The following is a 26,025-nucleotide window of genomic DNA, read 5'->3' on the forward strand; positions in this document are numbered from 1 at the left end:
ATGAGCAGTGCCCCGCAGACGAGCACGATCGAAAGAGACCCCAGTATGACGATGACGCCGGAACAGGCCACCTGGTTCTCGGACGTGTTCGAGCGCATCGTGTCGAACGTCGACCGGGTGCTTCTCGGCAAGGCGCACATCATCCGGCTCGCACTGACGGCACTCTTCAGCGAGGGGCACCTGCTTCTCGAGGACTACCCCGGCACGGGGAAGACCTCGCTCGCGCGAGCGATAGCCCAGAGTGTGCGCGGCACCAGCAACCGTGTGCAGTTCACGCCCGACCTGCTGCCCGGTGACATCACCGGCGTCAACATCTATGACCAGCGCACCGGCAATTTCGAATTCCACCGGGGACCGGTCTTCGCGAACATCGTGCTCGCCGACGAGATCAACCGCGCCAGCCCGAAGACCCAGTCCGCGCTGCTCGAGGTGATGGAGGAAGGCCAGGTGACGGTCGACGGCGTGACGCATCCGGTCGCCGGTCCGTTCATGGTCATCGCGACCCAGAACCCCATCGAGCAGGCGGGGACCTACCGGCTCCCCGAAGCGCAGCTCGACCGCTTCATCATGAAGGCGTCCATCGGGTACCCCGACCATGAGGCGACCATCCGCATCCTTGAGGGATCCGAGCGCAAGGCGCACGAGATCGTGGTCCCGGAGGTCGTCCCGGCGGCCACGGTCGTCGAGATGGCGGCTCTCGCGCGATCCGTCCACGTCGACGCCTCGATCAACGACTACGTCTCGCGGCTGGTGGATTCGACCAGGACGGCGGCGGAGGTCCGGCTCGGCGTCAGCGTTCGCGGGGCACTCGCGCTCGTGCGTGCGTCCAAGACCCTGGCCGCTGCAAGCGGTCGCTACTACGTGACCCCCGACGACATCAAGTCCCTGGCGGAGCCGGTGCTCGCCCACCGACTCGTCCTCGACCCGGAGGCGGAGTTCGAGGGCGTCACGTCGTCGAGCGTCATAGCCCAGATCCTCATCGAGACCGCACCACCGATCGATCGGCCCGCCGTGTGACCAACACCGCGAAACTCACCCAGACGGAGCTCACCAACGCGCGTGCCCGCATTGTCGGCACGCGCGATGGCCTGCTCGCGGACACCATCATCGCACTCGTACGGTTCACGCGAGCGGCAGGCGCGGCGATCGCGCGCGTCTGGGCCTGGCTGACCGGGGTGATCACCGCCCTCGGCTGGTCGATCATCGTCGTCGGGATCGTCTCGCTCGCGGCCGGCTACCTGCTCGGCTGGGTCGAAGCGGTCGTCGTCGGCTGGACAGCGCTGGTGATGATCGGCATCGCCACGCTGTACCTCGCGGGTCGGAACGCCTACGCCGTCACGCTCGGTCTCCCCGGCAACCGCGTCGTGGTCGGTGACAAGGCGCCGGGCGAAGTGATCGTGGCGAACCCGACACGTCGCCGCCTGCCCGGCGTGCGGGTCGAAGTGCCCGTCGGGAAAGGCCTGGCCGAATTCGCCGCGCCGTCCCTTCCGCGAGGCGACAGCCACAGCGACGTCTTCCTGGTGCCGACCTCGAGGCGCGGGATCATCCCGATCGGTCCCGTGCGCACGGTCCGCGCCGACCCGGTCGGCCTGCTCCGGCGTGAAGTGGTGTGGGCGGAATCGCTCGACCTCTTCGTGCATCCGCGCACCATCGCCATCCCGAGCATGAGCACCGGCTTCGTGCGCGACCTGGAAGGGGCGCCGACGAGGGATCTCACCGCAAGCGATGTCGCCTTCCATGCGCTCCGCGAATACGTGCCGGGGGATGAGCGGCGCAACATCCACTGGAAGAGTACGGCGAAGACCGGCAGCTACATGGTGCGGCAGTACGAGGAGACGCGGCGCAGCCACCTGCTCGTCGCGCTCAGCCTGTCGAAATTCGACTACGCCACGCCCGACGAGTTCGAACTCGCCGTCAGTGCGACGGCGTCGCTCGGGGTGCGCGCGATCCACGATTCGCGAACGCTGTCCGTGGTCGCGAGCGAGGAGACGCCGGAGTTCGCCAAGCGCACGGTGCACGCCGTCCGGCGCATCAGCACGCTCAACCGCGGGCGGCTCCTCGACGACCTCTCAGCGGTGGAGACCGCCCATGCGGCGCTCCGGGTGCCCGAGCTCGCGCGGATCGCGGCGGAAGGCGCCGCCGGCACGTCGATCGCGTTCCTGGTCTGCGGATCGGCGGTCACGCCGGCACAGCTGCGGTCCGCCTCAGCGCACTTCCCGGTAGGCGTGGACGTCGTCGCCGTCGTCTGCGACACCGGCGCGACGCCGCGGCTGCGTCGCGTGGCCGAGCTCAGCGTGCTCACGATCGGGTTCCTCGAGGACCTCCAGAAGAGCCTGGCGAAGCGGATGGCGGCGTGACATGAACAGGACACGCGCCGGCTTCATCGTGATCAACGTCGTGCTCGCACTGCTGGCCACCGGTCTCGCTGCGGCATCGTTCTGGCCGGTCTACCAGGACGCAGCCTTCGTGACGATGCTGGCGGTCACCCTCGCCGTCGGTGCGGCCATCGCGCTGTGCGGGGCCCTGTTCCGGTGGCCGAGCATCATCGTGGCCGGTGCGGCGGTCGCCGCCTACGTCGTGCTCGGAGTGCCCCTCGCGATCCCCAGCGAAGCGACAGGGGGCATCCTGCCGACCGGGCAAGGCCTGAGCTCGCTGCTGACGGCGACCTGGGAGAGCTGGAAGCAGCTGGTCACGATCTCGCTGCCGGTCGGGTCGTACCAGGCGCTGCTCGTGCCCGCCTTCATCCTGACCCTGCTGGCGATCGTCGTCTGCCTGACCGTCGCGCTCCGGGCGAAGCACGGCGAGCTCGCTGCGCTTCCCCCTGTCGCGCTCCTGGCCGCCGGCATCCTGCTCGGACCCGGATCGTCCTCGCTCCCGATCGCGCTCAACCTCGGCCTGATGGCCATTCTGCTCGTCTGGCTCATCTGGTTCCGCTGGCAGCGGAGGTCGGCCTCGATCGGGCTGCTCGCGGAACACACCGGTGTGCTGGTGGAGACGCCGCGGGAGCGACGGTTCGCCGGCGTGCGGACGGTGGTCGGCGCCGCCGTCATCCTCGTCGTGGCGGGTGTCGCCGGAACGGCCGCCGCCATCGTGCTGCCCGCGCGCGTCGACCGCCAGGTCGTGAGGACGGCGATCGAGCAGCCGTTCGACCCCCGCGCCTACGCGAGCCCGCTGAGCGGGTTCCGCAACTACCTGGAGCCGGCGGAGTCCGATGTGCCGATGCTGACCGTCAGCGGTCTGCCCGCGGACCGCCGCATCCGCGTCGCCACCCTCGACACCTACGACGGCGTGGTCTACTCCGTCGGGACCGACCAGGTCTCGAGCGCGTCCGGATCGTTCACCCGGGTACCGTCCCGTCTCGAACAGTCGGGCGTCCACGGCGCGAAGGACACCATCACGGTCGCGGTGCGCGGGTACTCCGGCGTGTGGGTTCCCGGGAGCGGTCAGCTGCAGCAGATCACCTTCGCCGGCGGTGACGCCGAGGCCCTGACCGGTTCGTTCTACTACAACGACACGACCGGCACGGGGGCGGTGACGCGCGGGCTCCGCTCAGGCGACGCCTACACGCTGGACGCCGTGGTGAAACCTCAGCTCACACCCGCCCAGCTCGTCGATGCGCAGCCGGGTACCGCGCCCGTGCCGAAACCCGCCGTTGTGCCGGACGAGCTGACGCAGGCCCTGCAGAAGTACTCGTCGGCCCAGACGACGCCGGGCGCCAAGCTTGCCGCAGCCCTGAAGGGACTGCAGGCCGACGGCTACATCAGCCACGGGATCGGCCCGAACGAACCGGTCAGCCGTTCCGGCCACGGAGCAGACCGGATCACGCAGCTCCTCACCGACGATCCGATGGTGGGCGACCAAGAGCAGTACGCGGTCACGGCGGCCCTCATGGCCAGGCAGCTCGGGTTCCCCGCCCGCGTCGTCGTGGGCTTCGTCGCACCGTCCAGTGCGCCGGCCGGAGGTACGGTCACGCTCACGGGCGCCGACATCTCCGCGTGGATCGAAGTGCAGACCCACGGAGCCGGCTGGGTGACGGTCGACCCGACCCCACCCATCCGCCCGATCCCGCCGAAGCAGCCGGAGACACCCACGCAGATCTCGCGGCCGCAGACGAACGTCCTGCCGCCGGTGGACGACACTCAGAGCCAGCGCGACGATCCTCCCCAGGCTCAGGTCGACAACAGCGACCAGAACAACGCGGACCCGCTGCTGGCGACCATCCTCGCGGTGCTCACGATCGTGGGATGGACGCTGCTGGGGATGGCGCTCGTATCGGCGCCGTTCCTCGCCATCATCGGGGCGAAATGGCGCAGGCGCACCCTGCGGAGGACGGCGCCGACATCGGTGGACAGGATCAGCGGAGGCTGGCGGGAGTTCGCGGACGCCGCCATCGACCACGGCTACAATCCGCCCCCGTCGGCGACGCGGAGCGAATTCGCCCGCACGGTCGGCGGCTCACGAACGGCCGCCCTCGCCTCGGTCGCCGACCGCGCCGTCTTCGGTCCCGCAGCGCCGAGCCCGGAGGAGGCGGACACGGTCTGGCGCGCGGTCGACGACCTCCGACGGGCGCTCGGCAGGCGCCTGACGCCCTGGCGCCGGTTCGTCGCCCTCATCTCGCTGCGTTCGCTCGGCGCCAGCCGTGGACGCACGGTTCGAAAGACCCGACGATGAACTGCAGGGTGTGCGGCAGCGAACTGCCTGAGGGCGCGCTCTTCTGCGGGGAATGCGGGAGTTCCGTGACAGCCACGCGGGTGCGGCCCCCGGTGGTCGTGGACCCTCGGACGTCGGACACGACGATCGTCGAGCCGTTGCCGAAGCCGGCGGTGGTCGGACGCTTCCCCGCAGCGGACGACGGCGGCCGGCAGGCGGTGGTCTCTGTGGAGTCGGCCCCGATCGTTCCCGACCCGGCTCATGCGATGCCTGCCGACGCCGAGCCGGCGGGTGGCCATCACACCTTCACGCTCTCGTTCAGCACGGGCGAGATCGTCACCGTGCGCGGAGACGGCCTGCTCGGGCGTCGTCCGATCGCGCAGCCCGGTGAGAGCTTCGATCAGCTCATAGCGATCACCGATCCGGGCCGTTCGGTCTCCAAGACGCACCTGGAGTTCGGCCTCGAGGGCGACGAACTCTGGCTCTGCGACCGATACTCCGGCAACGGCACGATCGTGCGACCGCCCGGCGGCGTCACCCGCCAGTTCGAGCCGGGGCGACGGTACCGCGTCGCCCGAGGCACGCGCGTCGAGATCGGCGACCAGTACTTCGATGTGAACTGATCGCCGTCCCCGGGGTTCAGCCGGCGATAGCCGAGCCGACCGTTCCCGCCGTGAGTGCGTGCGCCGCGGCGACGGCGTCGTTGGTGACGATGCCCGCGTGCGTGTTGAGCCCGACAGCGAGCGAGGGGTCGGCCGACAGGGCCTCACGCCAGCCGCGGTTGGCGAGCGCGCGAGCGTAGGGGAGGGTCGCGTTGGTGAGCGCGTAGGTCGACGTGTGGGGCACGGCGCCCGGCATGTTGGCGACACAGTAGAACAGCGACTGGTGCACCGCGAAGGTCGGATCGGCGTGGGTCGTCGGGTGGGAGTCGGCGAAGCATCCACCCTGGTCGACGGCGATGTCGACGAGGACGCTGCCCGGCTTCATCCGCGACACGAGCTCGTTGCTGACGAGCTTCGGGGCTTTCGCTCCCGGGACCAGGACCGACCCGATGACCAGGTCGGAGGCCACGACGGCTTTGTCGATCTCGAAGCTGTTCGACGCGATCGTCTTGATGCGGCCCGCGTAGAGGGCATCCAGCTCGCGCAGCCGCGCAATGTTCGTGTCGAGCACCGTCACCTCGGCGCCGAGGCCCACGGCGACGCTCGTCGCATTGGTGCCGGCCACACCGCCGCCGAGCACGGTCACCACAGCCGGATGCGTTCCCGGGACCCCGGGTACCAGGAGGCCTGGACCACCGTTGGGCTTCATCATGGTGTTCGCGCCGACGATGGGGGCGAGCCGCCCTGCCACCTCGCTCATGGGGGCGAGCAGGGGGAGCGAGCGGTTGGGGAGCTGCACGGTCTCGTAGGCGATGGCCGTCACGCCGGACGCGAGGAGGGCGCGCGTGAGCTCCTCCTCGGCGGCGAGGTGGAGGTAGGTGAAGAGCACCAGGTCGGGGCGGAAGAACCGGTATTCGGACTCGACCGGCTCCTTGACCTTGAGGAGCAGTTCGGCGATCTCCCAGGTGCTCTCAGCGTCGGGGAGGATCGTGGCTCCGGCCGAGACGTATGCCTCGTCGGGGATGGATGAGCCCACTCCGGCGCCCGTCTCGACGAACACGTCATGACCGTTGCCGACGAGGTCGTGGACCCCTGCAGGCGTAATCGCCACCCGGAATTCGTTGTTCTTGATTTCGCGGGGGATCGCGACCTTCATGGTGCTCCTAACACATCTGCGTTGACCGTTCGGCTTCAACAAGCGTAAACCGTCCGACCAACGATTTCGACCGACGAACGTGCCCTTCGGTGCTGATTTCGTAAAGTTTATGTTTCCAAATGGGCGATTTCCCCACTAACTGCTGCGCTCCGCCCTGTGCCTGTGCAAGTATCGATCCACCGCATCGTCGCGGAAAGAATACGCAACCCTAGTCGTATCGAAGGAGTCACCGACGTGAACTCGAGGCAGCTGCCACAGGACCCGATGATCCAGAACCTCATCCAGCACGCACGTCAGTCGCAGGTCACACGCCGGGGCATCCTCGCGGGCGCGGGCGCCGGCGCGGCCGCGCTCGCGCTCGCCGCGTGTTCCACCGGCGCCAGATCCACCAAGCCGAAGGCGGCCAAGGACCTGTCGTCGAGCGACAAGACCCTGACCTGGGCCAACTGGCAGGCCTACCTCGACCAGGACGACGCGGGCAAATACCCCACACTCGAGGCCTTTCAGAAGCAGTCCGGCCTCGCCGTGAAGTACGACGTCGCTGTCGACGACAACAACACCTATTACGCCAAGGTCAAGGACCAGCTGGCGCTCGGCAAGGACATCGGCGCCGACACGGTGTGCCTGACCGACTGGATGATCGCGCGCCTGATCCGGTTCGGCTACGTGCAGACCTTCGACGAGGCGAAGATCCCGAACAAGAAGAACCTCACACCGGCGCTCGCGAACGCCGACTTCGACCCCGGGCGCAAGAAGTCGCTGCCCTGGCAGAGCGGTTTCGCCGGGATCTGCTGGAACAAGAAGAAGGTTCCGAACGGCCTGAAGTCGGTCGACGACCTGTGGGACTCGAGCCTCAAGGGCAAGGTCGGTGTGCTCAGCGAGATGCGCGACACGATGGGCCTCATCATGCTCCAGCAGGGCGTGGACATCTCGAAGAAGTTCACGGACGACCAGTACATGAAGGCCATCGACAAGCTCACCAAAGAGGTGAGCGACGGCCAGGTGCGCAACATCAAGGGCAACTCGTACCTCAACGACCTCAAGAGCGGTGACACGCTCGCTGCGATCTGCTGGTCGGGCGACATCACCCAGTTGAACGCCGAGGCAGGCGACAACTGGGAGTTCGCCATCCCCGAGGCGGGCGGCACGCTGTGGAGCGACAACTTCGTGATCCCGATCGGATCGCCGCGCAAGTCGAACGCCGAGGAGCTCATCAACTACTACTACGAGCCCGCCGTCGCAGCGGAGGTCGCCGCCTGGGTGAACTACATCACCCCCGTCGTCGGCGCCAAGGAGGAGGCGGTCAAGATCGACCCTGCTCTGGCGGACAACCAGCTCATCTTCCCCGACGCATCGACCCTCTCGAACGCGCACATCTTCCGCTCGCTCACCCCCGCCGAGGAACAGAAATACCAGGCGGCCTTCCAGAAGGTGATCCTGGGCGCCTGATGGCCAGGGGAGTTTTCGCCGAGTCCGGCGCCGATCTGCAACTGGTCGGGATCACGAAGCGCTTTCCCGGGTTCACCGCGATCCAGGATCTCGACCTCACCATCCCGGCCGGTTCGTTCTTCGCGCTGCTCGGGCCGTCCGGCTGCGGCAAGACGACCACGCTGCGGCTGGTCGCCGGCCTCGAGGAGCCGACGACGGGGAGGATCCTCATCGGCGGCAAGGACGTGACGCAGGCGAAACCGTTCCAGCGGCCGGTGAACACGGTGTTCCAGAGCTACGCACTCTTCCCGCACATGACGGTCCTCGAGAACGTCGCGTTCGGGTTGCGCAGGCGCAGGATCCCCGACCCGGTGGCCCGGGCGCACGAGGCACTCCGGCTGGTCGAGCTCGACCATCTCGCCGCCCGCCGCCCGGCGCAGCTCTCCGGCGGCCAGCAGCAGCGGGTAGCACTCGCGCGCGCCGTGGTGAACCGCCCGGCTCTGCTCCTGCTCGACGAGCCGCTCGGCGCACTCGACCTCAAGCTCCGGCGGCAGATGCAGCTCGAATTGAAGTCGATCCAGAACGAGGTCGGACTGACGTTCGTGCACGTGACGCACGACCAGGAGGAGGCCATGACGATGGCCGACACGGTCGCCGTCATGAACAAGGGTTCGATCGAGCAGATGGGTTCGCCCGAAGTGCTCTACGAGCTGCCGTCGACCGTCTTCGTCGCGAACTTCCTCGGCCAGTCGAACCTGTTCGCGGGCCCCGTACGCGACGACCGGGGGTCGACGATCTCTCTCGACATCGCCGGGCACCGCCTTGTCGTCCCGAAGAGCAGGGCGAAGCGTCACTCCGGCCGCGTCACAGCCGGTGTCCGCCCCGAGAAGCTGTCGCTCCACGCCGGTGCGGCGAGCATCCCCGGCGGTCGCAACCAGCTCGGTCCCGGTCGCGTCATCGACGTCTCGTTCAGCGGGGTGAGCACCCAGTACCTGGTGAACGTGCCCGGTGTCGGCACCGTCGTCGTGTTCGCGCAGAACATGGCCGCAGGCCCCGTCGTGACTCTCGGGTCCGAGGTCTGGGTGAGCTGGGATCCGGACCATACCTTCGTGCTCGCGGACGACCAGGTCGACGCAGCGGCCGACGAGACGGTGGATGCGGACACGGCGGCGGTCGCAGCGCAGACCAGGGAGCGGCTCCTCTCCGAGCTCGAGGAGGCCTGACGTGGCGCTCGCTGCGTTCACGACGGCGGCTCCAGCACAGGAGCCCGCACAGCGCCGCAAGAGCGGGATCGCGCTGGTGCTCCTGCTTCCGGGTGTGCTCTACCTCATCCTGTTCTTCCTCACGCCGCTCGTCTCGCTGATCATCACGTCGTTCCAGGCTCCGGTCGAGGGCGGCGACATCGGCCAGTATCAGGCAGCGTTCCAGTGGCAGAACTATACGGATGCGGTCGCCGAGTACTGGCCGCAGATCATCCGGTCGTTCGGTTACGCGCTCATCGCGACCGTGTGCGCGCTGCTCATCAGCTACCCGCTTGCATATTTCATCGGCGTCAAGGTGCGCCGGTTCCCGCTGTTGCAGAACCTGCTGATGACCCTCGTCATCGCCCCGTTCTTCATCAGCTTCCTGCTGCGGACCCTCGCCTGGAAGCAGCTGCTCTCCGACGACTCCTGGTTCACGAGTTCGCTGAAGGCGCTCTCGATCCTGCCGCCGGACGCACACCTCACCGGCACCCCGTTCTCGGTGATCTTCGGCCTGACCTACAACTTCATCCCCTTCATGACCTTGCCGCTCTACTCGACTCTGGAGCGACTGGACACGAGGCTGCTCGAGGCGGGCTCCGACCTCTACGCAGGAGCGTTCACGACGTTCCGCAAGATCACCATCCCGTTGTCGATGCCCGGCATCGTTTCGGGCACGCTTCTTACCTTCATCCCGGCCGCAGGTGACTACATCAACGCATCGCAGGACTTCCTCGGAAGCGCGGACACGTCGATGATGGGCAACGTCATCGAGAGCAACTTCCTGGTGCTGCAGAACTATCCGACGGCGGCGGCCATGTCCGTGATCCTGATGGCGGTCATCCTCGTGATCGTCGGCTTCTATGTGAAGCGGAGCGGAACGGAGGACCTGCTGTGAGAAGCGCACGATTCCGGTTCCGCGGGCTGGGCCTCGCCACCTACTCGGTGCTCGCTCTCGCGTTCCTGCTCATCCCGATCGTCTACACGTTCATCTTCTCGTTCAACGCTGCCCTGAAGAACAACATCGCGTGGCGCGGGTTCACCCTCCGCAACTGGACCAACGTCTGCGATGCGCCGGGAATCTGCGACGCCTTCGCAGCGAGCATCATCATCGGCATCGTGTCGACGGTGATCGCCACGGTCCTGGGCACGATGATCGCCATCGCGCTCATGCGCTATCGCTTCCGGTTCCGGTCGCAGACGAGCCTGCTGCTGTTCCTCCCGATGGCCAGCCCGGAGGTCGTCCTCGGTGCGGGCCTCGCCGCGCAGTTCCTCAGCCTCGCCGTGAACAAGGGCTTCGGGACGATCATCATCGCCCACGTGATGTTCTGCATCAGCTTCGTCGTGGTAACGGTGAAGGCCAGGGTGGCGAGCCTCGACCCCGCCCTTGAGGAGGCCGGTCGAGATCTCTACGGGTCGCCGAACGCCGTCTTCTGGCGGATCACCTTCCCGCTGCTGCTGCCGGGCATCCTCGCCGCCGCGCTGCTGTCGTTCTCGCTCAGCTTCGACGACTTCATCATCACGAACTTCAACGCGGGGGCGGTGACGACCTTCCCGATGTACATCTACATCGCGGCGTCGCGCGGTATCCCGGCGCAGGCGAACGTGATCGCATCCGCCGTCTTCATCCTGACCATCCTCGTCGTGCTGATCACTCAGATCACGGCGGCGGCCCGGGCCAGACGGCTCGCGCGCATCCGCTAGACCCCCTGAGCCGCCTACCCGCAGCGACCGGGCTCACTGCGGGTAGGCCACCCGGATGGAACCGACGGGCACCCCTCCGCCGAGCACGGCCAGGTCGAGCTCCGGGGTCAGAGCGTCGACGTCGGCCGACGCGATCGCACCGGCGTCGACGAGCAGCCGCAGTGCGACGATCGAGGCGGCGCGCAGGCTTCCGTCGAGCATCTTGAGTGCGACCGTCGTTCCGTCGGCGGCGGCCATCACCATCACGCCTTCCGCGCCGAGTTTGGCGAACACGCCGAGACGATCGATGACGACGGTGTTGGCCCGGCCGGGGCCGTCGATGGCCCAGCCGTCGGCCAGCACGGCGTTCCTCAGGATGGCCGCGTTGCGGTACAGCGCGAACGGCGACCCCGATGACGCGGTCGCGATCCGGTGGATGCCGCGTGCGAGTGCCTCGAGCGTCATGGCGTAGACGGGCGCGCCGCAGCCGTCCACCGCCGTGGCGGCCACCTTCTCGCCGGTCAGGCGTTCGATGGTCTCGCGGATGCGCACCTGAAGCGGATGCTGCGGGTCCAGGTACGTGTCGGTCGGCCATCCGTTCGCCACACAGGCGAGCAGCATGGCTGCGTGCTTGCCGGAGCAGTTCATGTACAGGCGCTGCTTCGTCTCGCCGGCGCGGATGACGGTCTCCCGCGCTCCTGCGTCGAGGGGCCAGTCGCGCGGGCATTGCAGGGCGCTCTCGGGAAGCTGCGCCTGGGCCAGCAGTCCGCGGACGACGGACAGGTGGGCAGGGGTGCCGCCGTGGCTGGCCGTTGCGAGCACCGCTGCCGGTCCGTCGAGTGGGACGCCCGCGCCCATGACGGCGATCGCCTGGAACGGTTTCATGCTGGAGCGCGGGAAGATGAGCGCCTCCGGGCTGCCGAGCTTCCTGACCACGCTGCCGTCGGGACCCAGCACGACGGCCGAGCCGAGGTGGCGCGATTCGGCGAAGCCGCCGCGTTCGACCACGGCGAGCTGGACGGCTTCCGCTCCGGTGAACGTGCCGAGCGGCGTGGCTCCCAGGCTCACAGGGTCGCGAAAGCGTCGTCGAGCACCGAGACGGCGTCGGCGATCAGCTCGTCGGTGACGGCGAGGCTCGGCAGGAAGCGCAGGACGTTGCCGTAGGTTCCCGCGGTGAGCACGAGCACGCCGTGCTGCGCCGCGTAGGCCGCGATCGCGCTGACCGCTGCGGCGTTGGGCTCCTTCGTCGTGGACGCCGTTCCCGGCTGGACGAGTTCGATGGCGAGCATCGCGCCGATCCCGCGCACGTCTCCGATGATGTCGTACTTCTCCTGGAGGGCGAGTAGCGCCGGCTTGAGGGCGGCTTCGATTCTGCGCCCTTCGGCCAGGAGGTTGCTCCGCTCGATCTCCTCGAACACAGCGACGGCTGCCGCGGCGGCGACCGGGTTACCCCCGAAGGTGCCGCCCAGGCCGCCGGGGTGCGACGAGTCCATGATCTCGGCCCGTCCCGTGACGGCGGCCAGGGGGAGCCCGCCCGCGATGCCTTTCGCGCTCAGCACGAGATCGGGGACCAGGCCGAAGTGCTCGCTCGCGTAGTACGCGCCCGTGCGCGCCATGCCGCTCTGGATCTCGTCGGCGATGAACACGACGCCGTTCGCGGTGCACCACTCCTGGAGTGCGGGGAGGTAGCCGTCTGCGGGAACCATGAAGCCGCCCTCGCCCTGGATCGGCTCGACGACGAGGCACGCGAGGTCGGCCGCGCCCACGATCTTCTCCAGGTAGGCGATGGTGCGCGCAGCGGCATCCGCCCCGCCCAGGCCGTCGTGGTAGGGGTACGAGCTCGGGGCGTGGTAGACGTCGCCGGCGAACGGGCCGAAGCCGGCGCCGTACGGCATCGCCTTGAAGTTCATCGCCATTGTGAGGTTGGTGCGGCCGTGGTAGGCGTGGTCGAGCACGGCGACGCCGCGGCGTCCCGTGTACTTGCGCGCGATCTTGACGCCGTTCTCGACGGCCTCGGCGCCGGAGTTGACGAGCACCGTCTTCTTCGCGTGGTCGCCCGGCGTGTGCTCGGCGAGAAGCTCGGCGACGCGTACGTACTCCTCGTACGGCGTGACCGTGAAGAGGGTGTGGATGACGTCCTGGAGCTGCGCCGCTGCAGCCTGGACGACCGTCTTCTCGGTGTGGCCGATGGTGGTCACACCGATGCCGGCGCCGAAGTCAACGAACTGGTTGCCGTCGACGTCGACGAGGATGGCACCGTTCGCCTTGGCGATGTAGACGGGGAGGATGGAGGATACGCCCGTCGGCACGACGGCCAGCCGGCGCTCGTGCAGCGCCTGCGACCGGGGGCCGGGGATCGCCGTGACGATGCGGCGTTCCTGCGGGATGGAGACGACGGGGGCGTCCGAGGACGCAGCGGTGCTCAGCGTTTCAGTCATGATGGGCAAGTTTAGCCCGGCCCGAACCGTCCGCTGCTGCTGACAGAATCGGATCATGAAGAACGCACACCGTTACGAGGTCTACCTCGAGTGGACTGGAAATCGCGGCACGGGCACGAGCGCATATCGTGCGTACGGCCGCGACCATCTCGTGTCGGTCGAGGGCAAGCACGACATCGAGGGGTCGTCCGATCGCGTCTTCTTCGGCGACCGGGATCGCTGGAACCCCGAGGAACTCCTGCTCACCGCCCTGAGCCAGTGCCACATGCTCAGCTACCTCCACGTCGCGACGAATCACGGCGTCGTCGTCGTCGGCTACACCGACGAACCGACGGGCGTCATGGAGGAGACGGGGAACGGCGGCGGCCACTTCACGAGTGTGACCCTGCGGCCGCGTGTGACCGTCCTCGAACCGGGGATGCTCGAGACCGCGAAGTCCCTCCACCACGAAGCGTCCGAGTTGTGTTTCATCGCGTCTTCGGTGAATTTCCCCGTCCTCCACGAGCCGGAGACGTTCGTCGTCGCCTGAGCGCCGACCCGGATTCAGGCGGTGGCGCACCCCGCGGCTGCCGCGCCCATCGTGGGCGCTACCGTACGCGGTGCCGGGGCCTTCTCCACAGCGCGCGCCTGCGCCGCCTGCTCTGCCCGCCGGTGCAGAACATCGGCCCAGTGCTGGTCGCGTGCGCGCTCCGCCTCCCGGACGCGCGCATCCCGCTGCCGCCGCATCAGCCGGTCTTCGTTTTCGCGTTCACGGAACTGCGAGGTGCTGATGAGCCAGACTGCAAGCGGATGCATGATGTCCTCCTACGACGATGTAACCTGCAAACCCTTTTTGCTAGTTACATCGTAACGTAACCAGCTATTGGGTTACAATGGTTATATGCGTACGAATGCACCCGCGGTCGAGGAGCGCGAGACCGAACGTGAACCCGAGCTCGGAGCCGGGCTTCTGGTCGATTTCCTCAACACGCTCGACATCGAGGAGGGCACCGACCTGCTCGACGACGCAGCGGCCTTCGACGCCTGGTGCGACACGCATGCGGTGAGTGCGGGCGATCGTGCGGAGGCGAAGTCGGTGAGGGATGCGCTCCGTTCGTTCCTCGACGGTGAATCGCCGTCGCTCCCGAGCCTGGAGCTGGAGACGACGTGCGGCGACCGCGGAGTGGCCCTGCGTGCGCGCACCGCGGCCGAGGCGGCCGTCGCCTCATCGGTCGTGCTGAGCATCCAGGGGTCGATGGGGCGCGTCAGGCTGTGTGCCGCCGAGGACTGCCGCTGGGCGTTCTACGACCGTTCGAAGAACGGCTCCCGCACCTGGTGCAGCATGGGCGTGTGTGGCAACCGCCAGAAGGCGCGTACCTACCGCGCCAAAGGCTCCCCTGACGACTGACGCCGCGACGGCGGGTTAGAGGCGCTCGTGGGGGAGAGCCCGCCTGACGCGCTCGACAGTCGTCGCGGGCGGCGCCTCGTTGTACTTGTTGGCCAGTTCCTGCCCGGTGAGCGCGTGGATGGCAGCCATCACTTCGTCGGTCGCCTGCCGCCTGGCGCGGCCCGAGTCCGGGCTGCCGTAGTGCGACAGGTCGATCGGCTTGCCGAAGGTCACGGTGATGGGCCTCACCCGCGGCACCTTCGTGCCGACAGGCTGCAGTTCGTTCGTCCCGATCAGCCCGACCGGCACGACCGGGGCGCCCGTCGTGAGCGCCAGCCACGCGATGCCCGTGCGCCCCTTGTAGAGGCGGCCATCGAGCGAGCGGGTCCCTTCCGGGTAGAGCGCGAAGGCGGCCCCCGTGTCGAGGATGCGCTTGCTCTGCTCGAGCGCCTCCTGTGCGGCCTGGCCGGCGCCGCGCTCGACGCCCACAGCCCCGATGGCCGTGAAGAACGTGCGGGAGAGTGCGCCCTTGACGCCGGTCCCCGTGAAGTAATGCGACTTGGCCAGGAACTGCACTCTGCGGGGAGCCATCAGCGGTATGGCTACCGAGTCGATGAACGACAGGTGGTTGCTGGCGAGGATCACCGGCCCCTTGCGAGGAACGTTCTTGCGCCCGATGACGGTGGGCCGGTAGACGAGTCGCGCGATCGGTGCGACGACGGTGCGGATGAACAGGTAGAGGAAGCCGGGGCGGCGTGGTTCCTCCGTCGTCCCGCCATCGGGTTCGATTTCCGTCACGTCATTGAGCGTAGCGACAAATGTATTCCGCTGCCGGAATGGCCTCATCGGCCCGAAGCCATGGCAGCGAAGTCGAATGGCTGGTCAGAAGGACAATCCTGACCGCCGACGAAGTTGAGGCATGCCGGGAGGATGCCGGGGAACCTCACCGTGAGGGGCGACCCGAACCACTGGTTGAAGATGCGCGAGAAATTCAGGTTGCCGAACGTCGAGCAGGAGCCCGCCGGACCTTTGGGGTGCGCGAGCGTCTCCGCGTTGGGCTGGTACGGCGTGTAGTTGTAGAGGTTCGCGGTCGCCTGGTCCGCGATGTGCACGGTGCTCGAGCCGCACGCCGCATCCGGGTGGTACTGCACCGGCACCCGGCCGATCCGGTAATGCCATTCGCCGGGATGCAGTGTGTATTCCCTGAACTGCCACGCAGCGCGATACACCTGGTTGAAGAAGCCGAGGTACTTCTTGTCGCAGGCGGCCGTGTCGGGGCAGGCGTACCCCGTCGCCTTCGCATAGCCGGAGGCGCTCGGTGCGGTCAGCAGGGACTGCTCCTTCTGGAGCAGGACGAGCAGCACCTGCGGGTTGATACCGCAGGCGACGGCGACGCGCTCGATGATGCTGCTGGCCGCTTCGTTCCGGCGCCCGGTGATCGCGTCGCAATGCCCGGCGCCCTGGTCGGGGATGCTGCGGCTGTCGGCCGAATAGTCCGCCAGGCACGGGGACGTGTCCTTCGGCTTGCAGGTGCGGGCTTCGAGGAACGCCTGGATGTCCCGCGCAGACATCGACTGGTAGTTGTAGAACGTGTCGTCGCTGATGATCAGGCCGGGGTGGAACGGCGGGTCGGATGCGGCTGCCGCGGGCGCTGCGAAAAGCGTCACGACGACAGCGATCGCTGCTGCCGACGCGCCGACGATCGTGGCGGCCCTGCCGCGGAGTCCCATGCCGCGCCGATTCAGTTGAATCGGGCGAGAGCTTCTTCGATGACGGTCGCCGCGTCGTCGATGAGCTCTTCGCTGATGATCACCGACGGCATGATGCGCAGCACGCTGTCCCAGCTGCCCGCGTCGAGCGCGATGACGCCGTTCGACGTGGCGTGCCTGAGCACGGCCGTCAGGGCCTCGGGGTTGGGCTTCTTCGAGCCGGGGTGAACGAGCTCGACACCGAACATCGCGCCTTTGCCGCGCACCTCGCCGACGACGGCGAACCGATCCGCCCAGTCACCGATGCGCGCGAGGAGTGCGCGCTCGACGCGCTGCGCTTCGGCCAGCAGCCCTTCGCTCTCGATCACGTCGAAGACGGCGAGGGCGGCGGCCGTCGAGACCGGGTTGCCGCCGAACGTGCCGCCGATCCCACCGGGCTGGACCGCATCCATGATCTCCGCCCGACCGGTGACGGCGGCGAGCGGGAACCCGCCGGCGATGCCCTTGGCGCTCGTGACGAGGTCGGGCACGACGCCGTGGTGCTCGATCGAGTACCACGTGCCGGTGCGGCCGATGCCGGCCTGGATCTCGTCGGCGACGAACACGATGCCGTTCTCGGTGCAGAACTCGCTGAGTCGGCGGAAGAAGCCGTCCGCCGGGATGATGATGCCCCCGTCGCCCTGGATCGGTTCGACGAACAGGGCCGCGAGCTCGGTCGCCCCGATGTGCGTGTTGATGTAGTCGATGGTGCGCTCGGCGGCTTCTTCGCCCGTCATGCCGTCGGGGTCGCGGAAGGGGTAGCTGATCGGCACGCTGTACAGCTCGCCGGGGAACGGTCCCATGCCCGCACGCTCTGGCCAGGGCCGGTAGGTCATCGCCATCGTGAGGTTCGTGCGCCCATGGAACGCGTGGTCGAGGGATGCGATGGCACGCCTGCCGGTGAACTTGCGGGCGATCTTCACCGCGTTCTCGACCGCCTCGGCCCCGGAGTTGACGAGGATGGAGTGCTTCTCGAAGTCGCCGGGCGTGATCTGTGCAAGCTTCTCGGCGACGCGGACGTAGTTCTCGTACGGCGTGACCGTGAACAGCGTGTGGGTGAGCTTCGCCGCCTGCTCCGCCGCCGCAGCCGCGACCGCGGGATGGGCATGCCCGATCGTGGTCACGCCGATGCCGCAGCCGAGGTCGATGAGGTGGTTTCCGTCCACGTCGACCAGGATCGCGCCCGAACCGCTCTCCATGTAGATGTTCGCCAGAGTGCCCGCGCCGCGGCTGACGGAGGCGACCCTGCGCTCCTGCAGCGCGATCGAACGCGGACCGGGGAGGTCGGTGACGAGCTTGCGGGCCTGCGGAACGGAGAAGTCACGTGTCATCCCCCCATCGTAGGTCGACCGTGTTTCCGGCTCGTCACCGCGCGGCCGCGCGGGCGAATGGACAGGAGGTGTTAAGGCCACTGTCAGCTTGGACAAAGGCCGATAGGTCAGACTGGGTGCCTCCCCTCTCGACTTCCGAAAGTGATCCCGTGCGCAAAACCCTCTCCCTGATCGTCGCCACCGGCGCCATCCTCGCTCTTGCGGCCTGCAGCTCGGGTTCCCCGGCGCCAACGTCGACTTCGACGTCCGCCTCCGGCGCGAAGTGCGTGAGCACCCCCTCGGGCTCGATCTCCGACTCGGTGAAAGTGACCGGCGACTTCCGCGCAACGCCGACGGTGAAGTTCTCGGCGCCGCTGAAGGCGACCTCGATCCAGCGCACCGTCGTCATCAAGGGCGACGGGGCCGACGTCAAGCCGTCGAGCACGGTCGACATCGCGCTCGCCGCCTACAACGGCACGACCGGCAAGCTTCTCAGCGCGAGCGGGTTCGACAAGACCAGCCCCGTGCCGATCGTCGTCGACGCCACCCAGTACGTGCCCGGTCTCGTGCGCACGATCGAGTGCGTCCCGGTCGGCTCGCGTGTCGTCACCACCTCGAGCGTGAAGGATTCGTTCGGCAGCGCCAACACCTCGAGCCTGGGGCTTAAGGCGACCGACACGGTCGTCTTCGTCGCCGACGTCGTGGATGTGGTGCCGACCCGTGCCAACGGCACGCCGGTCGCGCCGACCCCCGGTTTTCCCACGGTGAAGCTCTCCACGACCGGTCAGCCGACCGTCACCATCCCGAAGAGCGCGCCGCCGACCACGACGAAGATCGCCCTGCTCAAGCAGGGTGACGGCGCCGTCGTCACCTCGGCCGACACGATCTCGCTGCAGTACCAGGGTGTGCTCTGGCGTACCGGCAAGGTCTTCGACCAGAGCTGGGGCCGCGGGGTGTACAGCGGGCCGGTCACCGGCTTCGTTCCCGGCTTCACGAAGGCCCTCGAAGGCCAGAAGGTCGGTTCGCAGGTCCTCGTGGTCATCCCGCCGGCCGACGGCTACGGCTCGAAGGGCAACGGCGAGATCAAGGGCACCGACACCATGGTGTTCGTGATCGACATCGTGAAGACCACGCACTAGCCCGTAGCATGGCCCTGTGCGCAGGGTAGTGATTCTCGGCTCGACCGGGTCGATCGGAACGCAGGCCCTCGACGTCATCCGCGCCAACCGCGAGCGGTTCAGTGTCGTCGGCCTCGCGGCCGGCACGAACGTCGAGCTCCTCGCGCAGCAGGCCGAGGAGTTCGACGTCGCCGACACGGCCCTCGGGGCGGCGGATGCCGAGCGTCTCGTGCGCGCCGTCGACGCCGACGTGGTGCTGAACGGCATCACCGGATCGGTCGGGCTCGGGCCGACGCTCGCCGCGCTCGAAACGGGGCGCACGCTGGCACTGGCGAACAAGGAGTCGCTCATCGTCGGCGGCGAGCTCGTCACCCGCGTCGCGCGTCCGGGGCAGCTCGTCCCGGTGGACTCGGAGCATTCCGCGATCGCGCAGGCCCTGCGCTCGGGGACCGCAGCAGAGGTCTCACGGCTGGTGCTCACCGCATCCGGCGGCCCTTTCCGTGGTCGCAGCCGCGAGTCGCTGCGCGACGTCACCCCCGCCGAGGCCCTCGCCCACCCGACATGGGACATGGGGCTCGTCGTGACGACGAATTCGTCCACGCTCGTGAACAAAGGCCTCGAGGTGATCGAAGCGCACGTGCTGTTCGACGTGCCGTACGACCGGATCGCTGTGACGGTGCATCCGCAGTCCGTCGTCCACTCGATGGTGGAGTTCGTCGACGGATCCACGATCGCGCAGGCCTCTCCACCCGACATGCGCCTGCCGATCTCGCTCGGACTCGACTGGCCGAACCGTGTCGCCGGGGTCGGCGTGCCGCTCGACTGGACGACCGCCCACGCCTGGACGTTCGAACCCCTCGACGGTGAGGCGTTCCCCGCGGTCGCGTTGGCGAAGCGCGTCGGCACGGCAGGGAGCACCTATCCCGCCGTCTTCAACGCCGCGAACGAGCAGGCCGTGACCGCATTCCACGCCGGGCGGATCGGTTACCTCGACATCCTCGACACCGTCGAGCGCGTGGTCGACGCGCACGAACCGGAACGGGAGCTCACCCGTGAGACGCTCGCCTTCGCCGAACTCTGGGCGCGTTCGGAGGCCGACCGGCTGATCGCCGCCCACTGAGCGCGACCGTCGCACAGCGAACGTCCGGCTGGTTCCAAGCCGTCCGGCGGTAGGGTTGCGGCGTGGAATCCGTGCTGCTCTTCATCCTCGGCGTCGTCATCATGGTGATCGGCCTCGCCGTGTCGATCGGCCTGCACGAGATCGGGCACCTCGTTCCGGCGAAGGCGTTCGGCGTCAAAGTGACCCAGTACATGATCGGGTTCGGCAAGACCCTCTTCTCGTTCCGCAAAGGCGAGACCCAGTACGGGGTGAAGGCGATCCCGCTGGGCGGCTACATCTCGATGATCGGCATGTTCCCACCCGGCAAGGACGGCGCGGGAGCGCGCAACGCCACGACCGGCTTCATGCAGAACATGGTGCAGGATGCGCGCGAGCAGAGCGCACAGACCATCGCCGCCGGCGAGGACAGCCGAGCGTTCTACCGCCTCCCCGTCGCCAAGCGCATCGTCATCATGCTCGGCGGCCCCGTCATGAACCTCCTGATCGGCATCGCGTTGTTCGCCGTGCTGCTGTGCGGTTTCGGCACCGCCCAGAACAGCACCACCGTCGCCACCGTGAGCACCTGTCTCATCTCGCCGACCGCGACCAACCAGAAATGCGCACCCACCGACCCGGCCGCTCCGGCATACGCTGCGGGCATCCGGCCGGGCGACCGCATCGTAAGCATCGACGGCACGGCTATCACGAGCTGGGACCAGTCGACGGCGATCATCCAGAAGTCGGCTGACCGGGCACTGACGGTCGTCGTGGAGCGCAACGGCACGAAGCACACCTTCACGGTGACGCCGGCGACGACGAAGAAGTACGTGACGGATGCACAGGGCGCGGTCGTCAAGGACGCGAGCGGCGCATCCGTCACCACCCAGGCCGGCTTCATCGGCATCGGTCCGCTCCGCGAACTCGTGCAGCAGCCGCCGAGCGCCATCCTTCCCGCCGTCGGCACGCAGATCGGCGCCGTCGGCGGCATGATCATCGATCTGCCCCAGCGGCTCGTTGGCGTCTGGAATGCCGCCTTCGGCCCGGGCGAGCGCGACCCCAACGGTCCGATCAGCGTCGTCGGCGTCGGGCGCGCCGCCGGCGAGCTCACGGCTCTCAACAACGTCCCGGTGGTCGACAAGGTGTACACGATGATCGGCCTGCTCGCGTCGCTGAACATCGCGCTGTTCGTGTTCAACCTGATCCCCCTGCTGCCGCTCGACGGCGGCCACATCGCCGGGGCCCTCTGGGAGGGCATCCGGCGCAGCTGGGCGAAGCTCTTCAAGAAGAAGGATCCGGGCCCCGTCGACATGGCGAAGCTGATGCCGTTGACGATGGCGGTCGTCGTCGTGCTGGGCGGGATGAGCCTGCTGCTGATCTACGCCGACATCGTCAAGCCGGTCAACCTCTTCGGCTGAGGCTTCTCCCATAGAACCTTGTGGCGCGCGGCCTAAGCTAGAGGCGTGGCTGCAATCAATCTGGGAATGCCCAAAGTGCCCGAAGTCCTGGCTCCGCGACGGAAGACACGACAGATCAGGGTCGGCAAGGTCCTCGTCGGCGGCGATGCACCGATCAGCGTCCAGTCCATGACGACGACGCCGACGCCGAACATCAACGCGACGCTTCAGCAGATCGCCGAACTCACCGCATCCGGTTGCGACATCGTGCGTGTCGCCGTGCCGAGCCGCGACGACGCCGAGGCCCTTCCGATCATCGCGAAGAAGAGCCAGATCCCGGTGATCGCCGACATCCACTTCCAGCCGAACTACGTCTATGCAGCGATCGATGCCGGATGCGCGGGCGTGCGCGTGAACCCGGGCAACATCCGCAAGTTCGACGACCAGGTCGGCAAGATCGCCCGGCGCGCCAAGGAGGCGGGTGTCTCGATCCGGATCGGCGTGAACGCCGGCTCTCTCGACCCGCGCCTTCTGGAGAAGTACGGCAAGGCGACTCCCGAGGCACTCGTGGAGTCGGCCGTGTGGGAGGCGAGCCTCTTCGAGGAGCACGACTTCCACGATTTCAAGATCTCGGTGAAGCACAACGACCCCATCGTGATGGTCAAGGCGTACCGCCTGCTCGCCGAACGCGGTGACTGGCCGCTCCACCTCGGCGTCACAGAGGCGGGCCCGAGCTTCCAGGGCACGATCAAGTCGGCGACGGCGTTCGGGATCCTGCTCTCGGAGGGCATCGGCGACACGATCCGCGTCTCCCTGTCGGCCCCTCCAGCTGAGGAGGTCAAGGTCGGGCTGCAGATCCTGCAGTCGCTGAACCTCCGTGAGCGCAAGCTCGAGATCGTGTCCTGCCCGAGCTGCGGCCGTGCGCAGGTCGACGTCTACAAGCTGGCGAACGATGTCACCAGCGGACTCGAGGGCATGAGCGTTCCGCTGCGGGTCGCGGTCATGGGATGCGTCGTCAACGGCCCCGGCGAAGCGCGCGAGGCCGACCTCGGTGTCGCTTCCGGAAACGGCAAGGGCCAGATCTTCGTCAAGGGCGAAGTCATCAAGACCGTCCCCGAGTCGGAGATCGTCGCGACCCTCATCGCGGAGGCCAACCGGCTGGCTGCTGAGATGCCGGACGCCACGAGCGGGGAGCCGGTCGTCACCGTCGCGAACTGAGCCACGCCGGGCCGAGTCGCGCAGGCGTCCTCAGGCGGGCGTCCTCAGGCGGGTTCCCTCAGCCGGAACAGGGCGAGCGCATAGCGGATCCACGGTACCTTTGCATATCCTGTCGCCATGGGATCGAGGGTCAGGCGGATTCCGGCTGCACTGGCTGCCGGCGCCCTCGTCGTCGCCGCATCGCTCGCGATCGGCGTCGTCGCCGCAGCGGGCACGCCGACCGTCGTCCCCCACACGACGGTGGCCGCTCCGCACGGACCGGTCGTGGTCGCGATCGGGGATTCGATCATGGAAGGCCACGGGCTGGCACCGAGCCAGGCGTGGCCGGCGCTCCTCGCGAACGAGTTCGGCTGGCGGCTCACCAACCTGGCGAGCGACGGGTCCGGTTTCGTCACCACCGGCAACAACGGCGACGATTTCGCCGACCAGGTGGCCGCAGCCGCACGCCTCGACCCGTCGATCGTGCTCGTCTCGGGGAGCAGCAACGACCTCGGCGACGATGACACGATGATCGCGGGGGAGACCGCTGCGACCATCCGCGCCCTGCATGCCGCCCTGCCGCGCGCCCAGATCTTCGCGGTGAGCCCGATCTGGAACGACAAGGACGTCCCGCCGCAGCTGGACAGCATCGACCTCGACGTCACCCGCGCGGTGGCAGCCGTCGGCGGCCGCACGCTGGACATCGGCCAGCCGTTGTACGGTCAGCCGGCCCTACTGCAGTCCGACGACGTGCATCCGACCCCGGCCGGCCAGCAGGTGATCGCGGCGGCCGTCGCGAAGGCCCTGCAGCATCCGGCGGCGTGACCGGATGCCGTCTGTGGCGCCGGTCGCCGCCCTCTAACATGGAACGGTGCCTACACGCCTGTCGAACTACTTCCTCCGCACCCTCCGTGAAGATCCCTCCGACGCAGAAGTGACCAGCCACCGGCTGCTCGTGCGTGCGGGGTACATCCGCAGGCAGGCGCCCGGCATCTTTGCGTGGCTGCCCCTCGGGCTCCGGGTCAAGGGAAAGATCGAGCAGATCATCCGCGACGAGATGGAGACCGCTGGAGCGCACGAGGTGCATTTCCCGGCGCTCCTCCCGCGCGAACCGTACGAGGCCACCGGGCGGTGGGAGGAGTACGGTGACGGGATCTTCCGGCTCAAGGACCGCAAAGGCGGAGACTACCTCCTCGCCCCGACGCACGAAGAGGTCTTCACTCTGCTGGTGAAGGACCTGTACTCGAGCTACAAGGATCTTCCCCTCTCGATCTACCAGATCCAGGACAAGTACCGTGACGAGGCGCGGCCCCGTGCCGGCCTGCTGCGCGGACGCGAATTCACGATGAAGGATGCGTATTCCTTCGACTACACCGACGAAGGGCTCGACGCGAGCTACATGGCCCAGCGCGACGCGTACGAGCGCATCTTCGCGCGGCTCGGCCTCGAGTACGTGATCGTGCAGGCGGATGCGGGCGCGATGGGCGGCTCGCGCAGCGAGGAGTTCCTGCACCCGACTCCGGTCGGCGAGGACACCTTCGTGCGCTCGGCCGGCGGCTACGCGGCCAACGTGGAGGCTTTCACGACTCTGGCGCCGCCCACCCGCACGTACGAGAAGCTGACGCCTGCCGAGGTCCTCCACACTCCGGACACCCCGACGATCCAGACCCTGGTCGACCTGGCGAACGAGAAGCACCCGCGCCCGGACGGCCGCGCCTGGACCGCCGCCGACACGCTCAAGAACGTCGTCCTCGCGCTCAAGCATCTCGACGGACGGCGCGAAGTGATCGTCGTCGGCCTTCCTGGCGACCGGGAGGTCGACCTGAAGCGCGCCGAAGTCGCGTTCGCGCCGGCAGAAGTGGAGCAGGCGACGCCGGAGGACTTCCTGGCGAACCCCGGACTCGTGAAAGGCTACATCGGGCCCTGGTCGGCGCTCGGCCCGGTGCTCGGCGAAGACGCGAGCACGGGCATCCGCTATCTCGTCGACCCGCGCGTCGTCGACGGTTCCGGCTGGATCACCGGCGCGAACGAAGAAGGACACCACGTGTTCGGACTGGTGGCCGGGCGTGACTTCTCCAGCGACGGCACGGTCGAGGTCGCCGACGTGCACGACGGAGACCCGGCGCCCGACGGTTCCGGACCGGTCGAGCTCGCCCGTGGCATGGAGATCGGCCACGTGTTCCAGCTCGGCCGCAAGTACGCCGAGGCGCTCGGACTGAAAGTGCTCGACGAGAACGGCAAGCTCGTCACCGTGACCATGGGGTCCTACGGCATCGGCGTCACGCGCATGCTCGCGATCATCGCCGAGCTGAACAACGATGACAAAGGACTGATCTGGCCGGAGTCGGTCGCGCCGTTCGATGTGCACGTCGTCGCCGCCGGTCGCGAACCGGTCGTGTTCGAGGTCGCCGAGGCACTCGCCGCCTCGCTCGACGGCGCCGGATTCGACGTGCTGTTCGACGACCGTCCCAAGGTCTCGCCCGGTGTGAAGTTCGGCGACGCGGAGCTCATCGGCGTACCGAAGATCGTCATCGTCGGCCGGAGCGCAGCCGAGGGTGTTGTCGAGGTGTGGGATCGCCGCACCGGCGAGCGCGCGCAGGTTCCCGTCGCCGAGGTGGCCGGGCAGCTCGATCGCTGAGGCCGCGTTACCGCGGCCCTCGCGGGATCAGAGGCGGACGACGAACGCTTTCACGCAGTAGTAGACGCCGTAGGCGATGAGCCCGAGGGACACCGCAAAGAGGATGACCGGGCCGAAGGGCAGCCCGCGGAGCGTCACGAGGGCGCCGTCCAGCCCGCTCGCCTTCTGCGGATCGGTCGTCACTGCCGCGACGACCACGAGAATGCCGACGATTCCCAGCGCAATGCCCTTGGAGATGTAGCCGACCACGCCGAGCGTGATCGTCGCATCCCCGACGGCGCCGGATGGCGTCTGGATGTCGCGGGCGAAAGTCTTCCTCGCGCCCCTCACGATGTAATACACGCCGATGGCGATGACGCCGAGTCCGATCAGGACCAGCAGGAAGACTCCGCCCGGTGCCGCGAGGATCTTCGCGGTCATCGAGGTGTTCGACGAGTTCGAACTCGCCGACCCGCCTGTCGCGATCACGAACCCGAGCCAGGCCAGCGCGAAGTACACGATGGCCTTGCCGCCCTCTTTCAGTCGGGTCGCCCAGCGCCGCTTCGGGTCCGCGCCCGGCGCGAGGATCGTCTCGAGCACCTCCCAGAGCCCGAGGGCCAGAAGCCCGACGACCACGACCCACAGAATGAAGACGCCACCGGGCGTCTTCATGAGCTGCTGGAACGCACCCGACTGGTCCGCCTCACCGCTGGCGCCGAAGGCGAGGCTGATCCCGATGCCGCCGATAAGGATGTGCACGACCCCGACGGCGACATTGCCGACCCGGGCGAGCGCTTGCACAGCTGGATTGTTCTCCGCGGAGCGCGCGGCTCCCTTAACTTCCGTCGTCATCTCGGTCACGGTACGCCCGCGCGGCCGATTGTCCAGTAGACCGACCGCCCATCGTTACGAGTGGGCTCGCGATCGGGTACCGTAGATAGCTGAGTCCGTCGCGCGGTTCGCGACGGCAAGAATCTG

The 26,025-nt window shown here is 68.0% G+C and carries 24 protein-coding genes; 16 read left to right on the forward strand and 8 right to left on the reverse strand.

Annotation, left to right across the window (positions count from 1 at the left end; genetic code table 11):
• Positions 1-45: 45 nt before the first annotated feature.
• The 4 genes from G3T36_RS16210 (at position 46) to G3T36_RS16225 (ending at position 5,273) form a co-directional block, all read left to right on the forward strand.
• Positions 46-1,017 (forward strand): AAA family ATPase, encoded by a 972-nt coding sequence (locus tag G3T36_RS16210; RefSeq protein ID WP_163290867.1) that lies wholly within the window; start codon positions 46-48, stop codon positions 1,015-1,017.
• The gene (locus G3T36_RS16215) at positions 1,014-2,357 is read left to right on the forward strand and encodes a DUF58 domain-containing protein (RefSeq protein WP_338031611.1); all 1,344 of its coding nucleotides are present in this window, start codon (positions 1,014-1,016) and stop codon (positions 2,355-2,357) included. Before G3T36_RS16210 ends, G3T36_RS16215 begins: the two co-directional genes overlap by 4 nt.
• A gap of 1 nt (position 2,358) precedes the next feature.
• Positions 2,359-4,671 carry a DUF4129 domain-containing transglutaminase family protein gene (locus G3T36_RS16220; RefSeq protein ID WP_163290868.1) on the forward strand — a complete coding sequence of 771 codons (2,313 nt, stop codon included), beginning with the start codon at positions 2,359-2,361 and terminating at the stop codon, positions 4,669-4,671.
• A 65-nt stretch (positions 4,672-4,736) separates the two neighbouring features.
• The gene (locus tag G3T36_RS16225) at positions 4,737-5,273 is read left to right on the forward strand and encodes an FHA domain-containing protein (protein ID WP_338031612.1); all 537 of its coding nucleotides are present in this window, start codon (positions 4,737-4,739) and stop codon (positions 5,271-5,273) included.
• Between the two features lie 16 nt (positions 5,274-5,289).
• Here G3T36_RS16225 and ald read toward each other — a convergent pair whose 3' ends face one another.
• Positions 5,290-6,408 carry an alanine dehydrogenase gene (ald, locus tag G3T36_RS16230; protein ID WP_163290870.1) on the reverse strand — a complete coding sequence of 373 codons (1,119 nt, stop codon included), beginning with the start codon at positions 6,406-6,408 and terminating at the stop codon, positions 5,290-5,292.
• Between the two features lie 264 nt (positions 6,409-6,672).
• Between ald and G3T36_RS16235 the strand changes: the two genes are divergently transcribed.
• Genes G3T36_RS16235 through G3T36_RS16250 form a run of 4 tightly spaced genes read left to right on the forward strand, consistent with a single transcriptional unit; the run spans position 6,673 to position 10,781 of the window.
• Positions 6,673-7,857 carry an ABC transporter substrate-binding protein gene (locus G3T36_RS16235; protein ID WP_163291109.1) on the forward strand — a complete coding sequence of 395 codons (1,185 nt, stop codon included), beginning with the start codon at positions 6,673-6,675 and terminating at the stop codon, positions 7,855-7,857.
• Complete coding sequence (locus G3T36_RS16240; RefSeq protein ID WP_163290871.1) at positions 7,857-9,059, forward strand: ABC transporter ATP-binding protein; 1,203 nt, start codon at positions 7,857-7,859, stop codon at positions 9,057-9,059. The genes G3T36_RS16235 and G3T36_RS16240 overlap by 1 nt, the downstream gene beginning before the upstream one ends.
• 1 nt (position 9,060) lies before the next feature.
• Positions 9,061-9,975 (forward strand): ABC transporter permease subunit, encoded by a 915-nt coding sequence (locus tag G3T36_RS16245; protein WP_163290872.1) that lies wholly within the window; start codon positions 9,061-9,063, stop codon positions 9,973-9,975.
• Complete coding sequence (locus tag G3T36_RS16250) at positions 9,972-10,781, forward strand: ABC transporter permease (RefSeq protein ID WP_338031613.1); 810 nt, start codon at positions 9,972-9,974, stop codon at positions 10,779-10,781. Before G3T36_RS16245 ends, G3T36_RS16250 begins: the two co-directional genes overlap by 4 nt.
• Positions 10,782-10,814: 33 nt before the next feature.
• On the opposite strand, the gene G3T36_RS16255 is transcribed toward G3T36_RS16250, so the two are convergent.
• Together G3T36_RS16255 and gabT are read right to left on the reverse strand one after the other, a co-directional pair.
• Positions 10,815-11,828, reverse strand: a complete 1,014-nt coding sequence (locus tag G3T36_RS16255; protein ID WP_163290873.1) for an asparaginase — start codon at positions 11,826-11,828, stop codon at positions 10,815-10,817.
• Complete coding sequence (gabT, locus tag G3T36_RS16260; RefSeq protein WP_163290874.1) at positions 11,825-13,198, reverse strand: 4-aminobutyrate--2-oxoglutarate transaminase; 1,374 nt, start codon at positions 13,196-13,198, stop codon at positions 11,825-11,827. Before gabT ends, G3T36_RS16255 begins: the two co-directional genes overlap by 4 nt.
• Positions 13,199-13,253: 55 nt before the next feature.
• On the opposite strand from gabT, the gene G3T36_RS16265 reads away from it, so the two are divergent.
• On the forward strand, positions 13,254-13,727 hold the full coding sequence (locus G3T36_RS16265; RefSeq protein WP_163290875.1) for an OsmC family protein: 474 nt from the start codon (positions 13,254-13,256) through the stop codon (positions 13,725-13,727).
• A 14-nt stretch (positions 13,728-13,741) separates the two neighbouring features.
• Here G3T36_RS16265 and G3T36_RS16270 read toward each other — a convergent pair whose 3' ends face one another.
• On the reverse strand, positions 13,742-13,993 hold the full coding sequence (locus tag G3T36_RS16270; protein ID WP_163290876.1) for a hypothetical protein: 252 nt from the start codon (positions 13,991-13,993) through the stop codon (positions 13,742-13,744).
• An 85-nt stretch (positions 13,994-14,078) separates the two neighbouring features.
• Here G3T36_RS16270 and G3T36_RS16275 point away from each other — a divergent pair, with 85 nt between their 5' ends.
• Complete coding sequence (locus tag G3T36_RS16275; protein ID WP_163290877.1) at positions 14,079-14,585, forward strand: CGNR zinc finger domain-containing protein; 507 nt, start codon at positions 14,079-14,081, stop codon at positions 14,583-14,585.
• A gap of 15 nt (positions 14,586-14,600) precedes the next feature.
• Here the strand turns inward: G3T36_RS16275 and G3T36_RS16280 are convergent, their stop codons facing one another.
• From G3T36_RS16280 to G3T36_RS16290, 3 genes are read right to left on the reverse strand one after another with little or no spacing between them, the layout of a single operon-like run.
• Positions 14,601-15,410, reverse strand: coding sequence for a lysophospholipid acyltransferase family protein (locus G3T36_RS16280; RefSeq protein ID WP_193571299.1), 810 nt, complete (start codon positions 15,408-15,410; stop codon positions 14,601-14,603).
• Complete coding sequence (locus G3T36_RS16285) at positions 15,407-16,294, reverse strand: LasA N-terminal domain-containing protein (RefSeq protein ID WP_163290879.1); 888 nt, start codon at positions 16,292-16,294, stop codon at positions 15,407-15,409. Before G3T36_RS16285 ends, G3T36_RS16280 begins: the two co-directional genes overlap by 4 nt.
• An 11-nt stretch (positions 16,295-16,305) precedes the next feature.
• Positions 16,306-17,643 (reverse strand): aminotransferase class III-fold pyridoxal phosphate-dependent enzyme, encoded by a 1,338-nt coding sequence (locus tag G3T36_RS16290; RefSeq protein ID WP_163290880.1) that lies wholly within the window; start codon positions 17,641-17,643, stop codon positions 16,306-16,308.
• A 149-nt stretch (positions 17,644-17,792) separates the two neighbouring features.
• Here G3T36_RS16290 and G3T36_RS16295 point away from each other — a divergent pair, with 149 nt between their 5' ends.
• The 6 genes from G3T36_RS16295 to G3T36_RS16320 all read left to right on the forward strand — a co-directional run bounded on the left by G3T36_RS16295 (position 17,793) and on the right by G3T36_RS16320 (position 25,068).
• Positions 17,793-18,761, forward strand: coding sequence for an FKBP-type peptidyl-prolyl cis-trans isomerase (locus tag G3T36_RS16295; protein WP_163290881.1), 969 nt, complete (start codon positions 17,793-17,795; stop codon positions 18,759-18,761).
• A 16-nt stretch (positions 18,762-18,777) separates the two neighbouring features.
• Positions 18,778-19,860 (forward strand): 1-deoxy-D-xylulose-5-phosphate reductoisomerase, encoded by a 1,083-nt coding sequence (locus G3T36_RS16300; protein ID WP_163290882.1) that lies wholly within the window; start codon positions 18,778-18,780, stop codon positions 19,858-19,860.
• Between the two features lie 71 nt (positions 19,861-19,931).
• Positions 19,932-21,254 carry a site-2 protease family protein gene (locus G3T36_RS16305; protein ID WP_163291111.1) on the forward strand — a complete coding sequence of 441 codons (1,323 nt, stop codon included), beginning with the start codon at positions 19,932-19,934 and terminating at the stop codon, positions 21,252-21,254.
• Positions 21,255-21,320: 66 nt separating this feature from the next.
• Positions 21,321-22,451 (forward strand): flavodoxin-dependent (E)-4-hydroxy-3-methylbut-2-enyl-diphosphate synthase, encoded by a 1,131-nt coding sequence (ispG, locus tag G3T36_RS16310; protein ID WP_163291112.1) that lies wholly within the window; start codon positions 21,321-21,323, stop codon positions 22,449-22,451.
• A 117-nt stretch (positions 22,452-22,568) separates the two neighbouring features.
• Positions 22,569-23,255 carry an SGNH/GDSL hydrolase family protein gene (locus G3T36_RS16315; protein WP_163290883.1) on the forward strand — a complete coding sequence of 229 codons (687 nt, stop codon included), beginning with the start codon at positions 22,569-22,571 and terminating at the stop codon, positions 23,253-23,255.
• A 46-nt stretch (positions 23,256-23,301) separates the two neighbouring features.
• Positions 23,302-25,068 carry a proline--tRNA ligase gene (locus G3T36_RS16320; RefSeq protein ID WP_338031614.1) on the forward strand — a complete coding sequence of 589 codons (1,767 nt, stop codon included), beginning with the start codon at positions 23,302-23,304 and terminating at the stop codon, positions 25,066-25,068.
• A gap of 27 nt (positions 25,069-25,095) precedes the next feature.
• Here G3T36_RS16320 and G3T36_RS16325 read toward each other — a convergent pair whose 3' ends face one another.
• A complete protein-coding gene (locus G3T36_RS16325; RefSeq protein ID WP_163290884.1) occupies positions 25,096-25,899 on the reverse strand; it encodes a DUF1206 domain-containing protein in 804 nt (267 codons plus the stop codon).
• Between the last annotated feature and the right edge of the window lie 126 nt (positions 25,900-26,025).

Source organism: Leifsonia tongyongensis (genome assembly GCF_010686705.1).
GTDB classification, from domain to species: Bacteria; Actinomycetota; Actinomycetes; order Actinomycetales; family Microbacteriaceae; genus Diaminobutyricibacter; species Diaminobutyricibacter tongyongensis.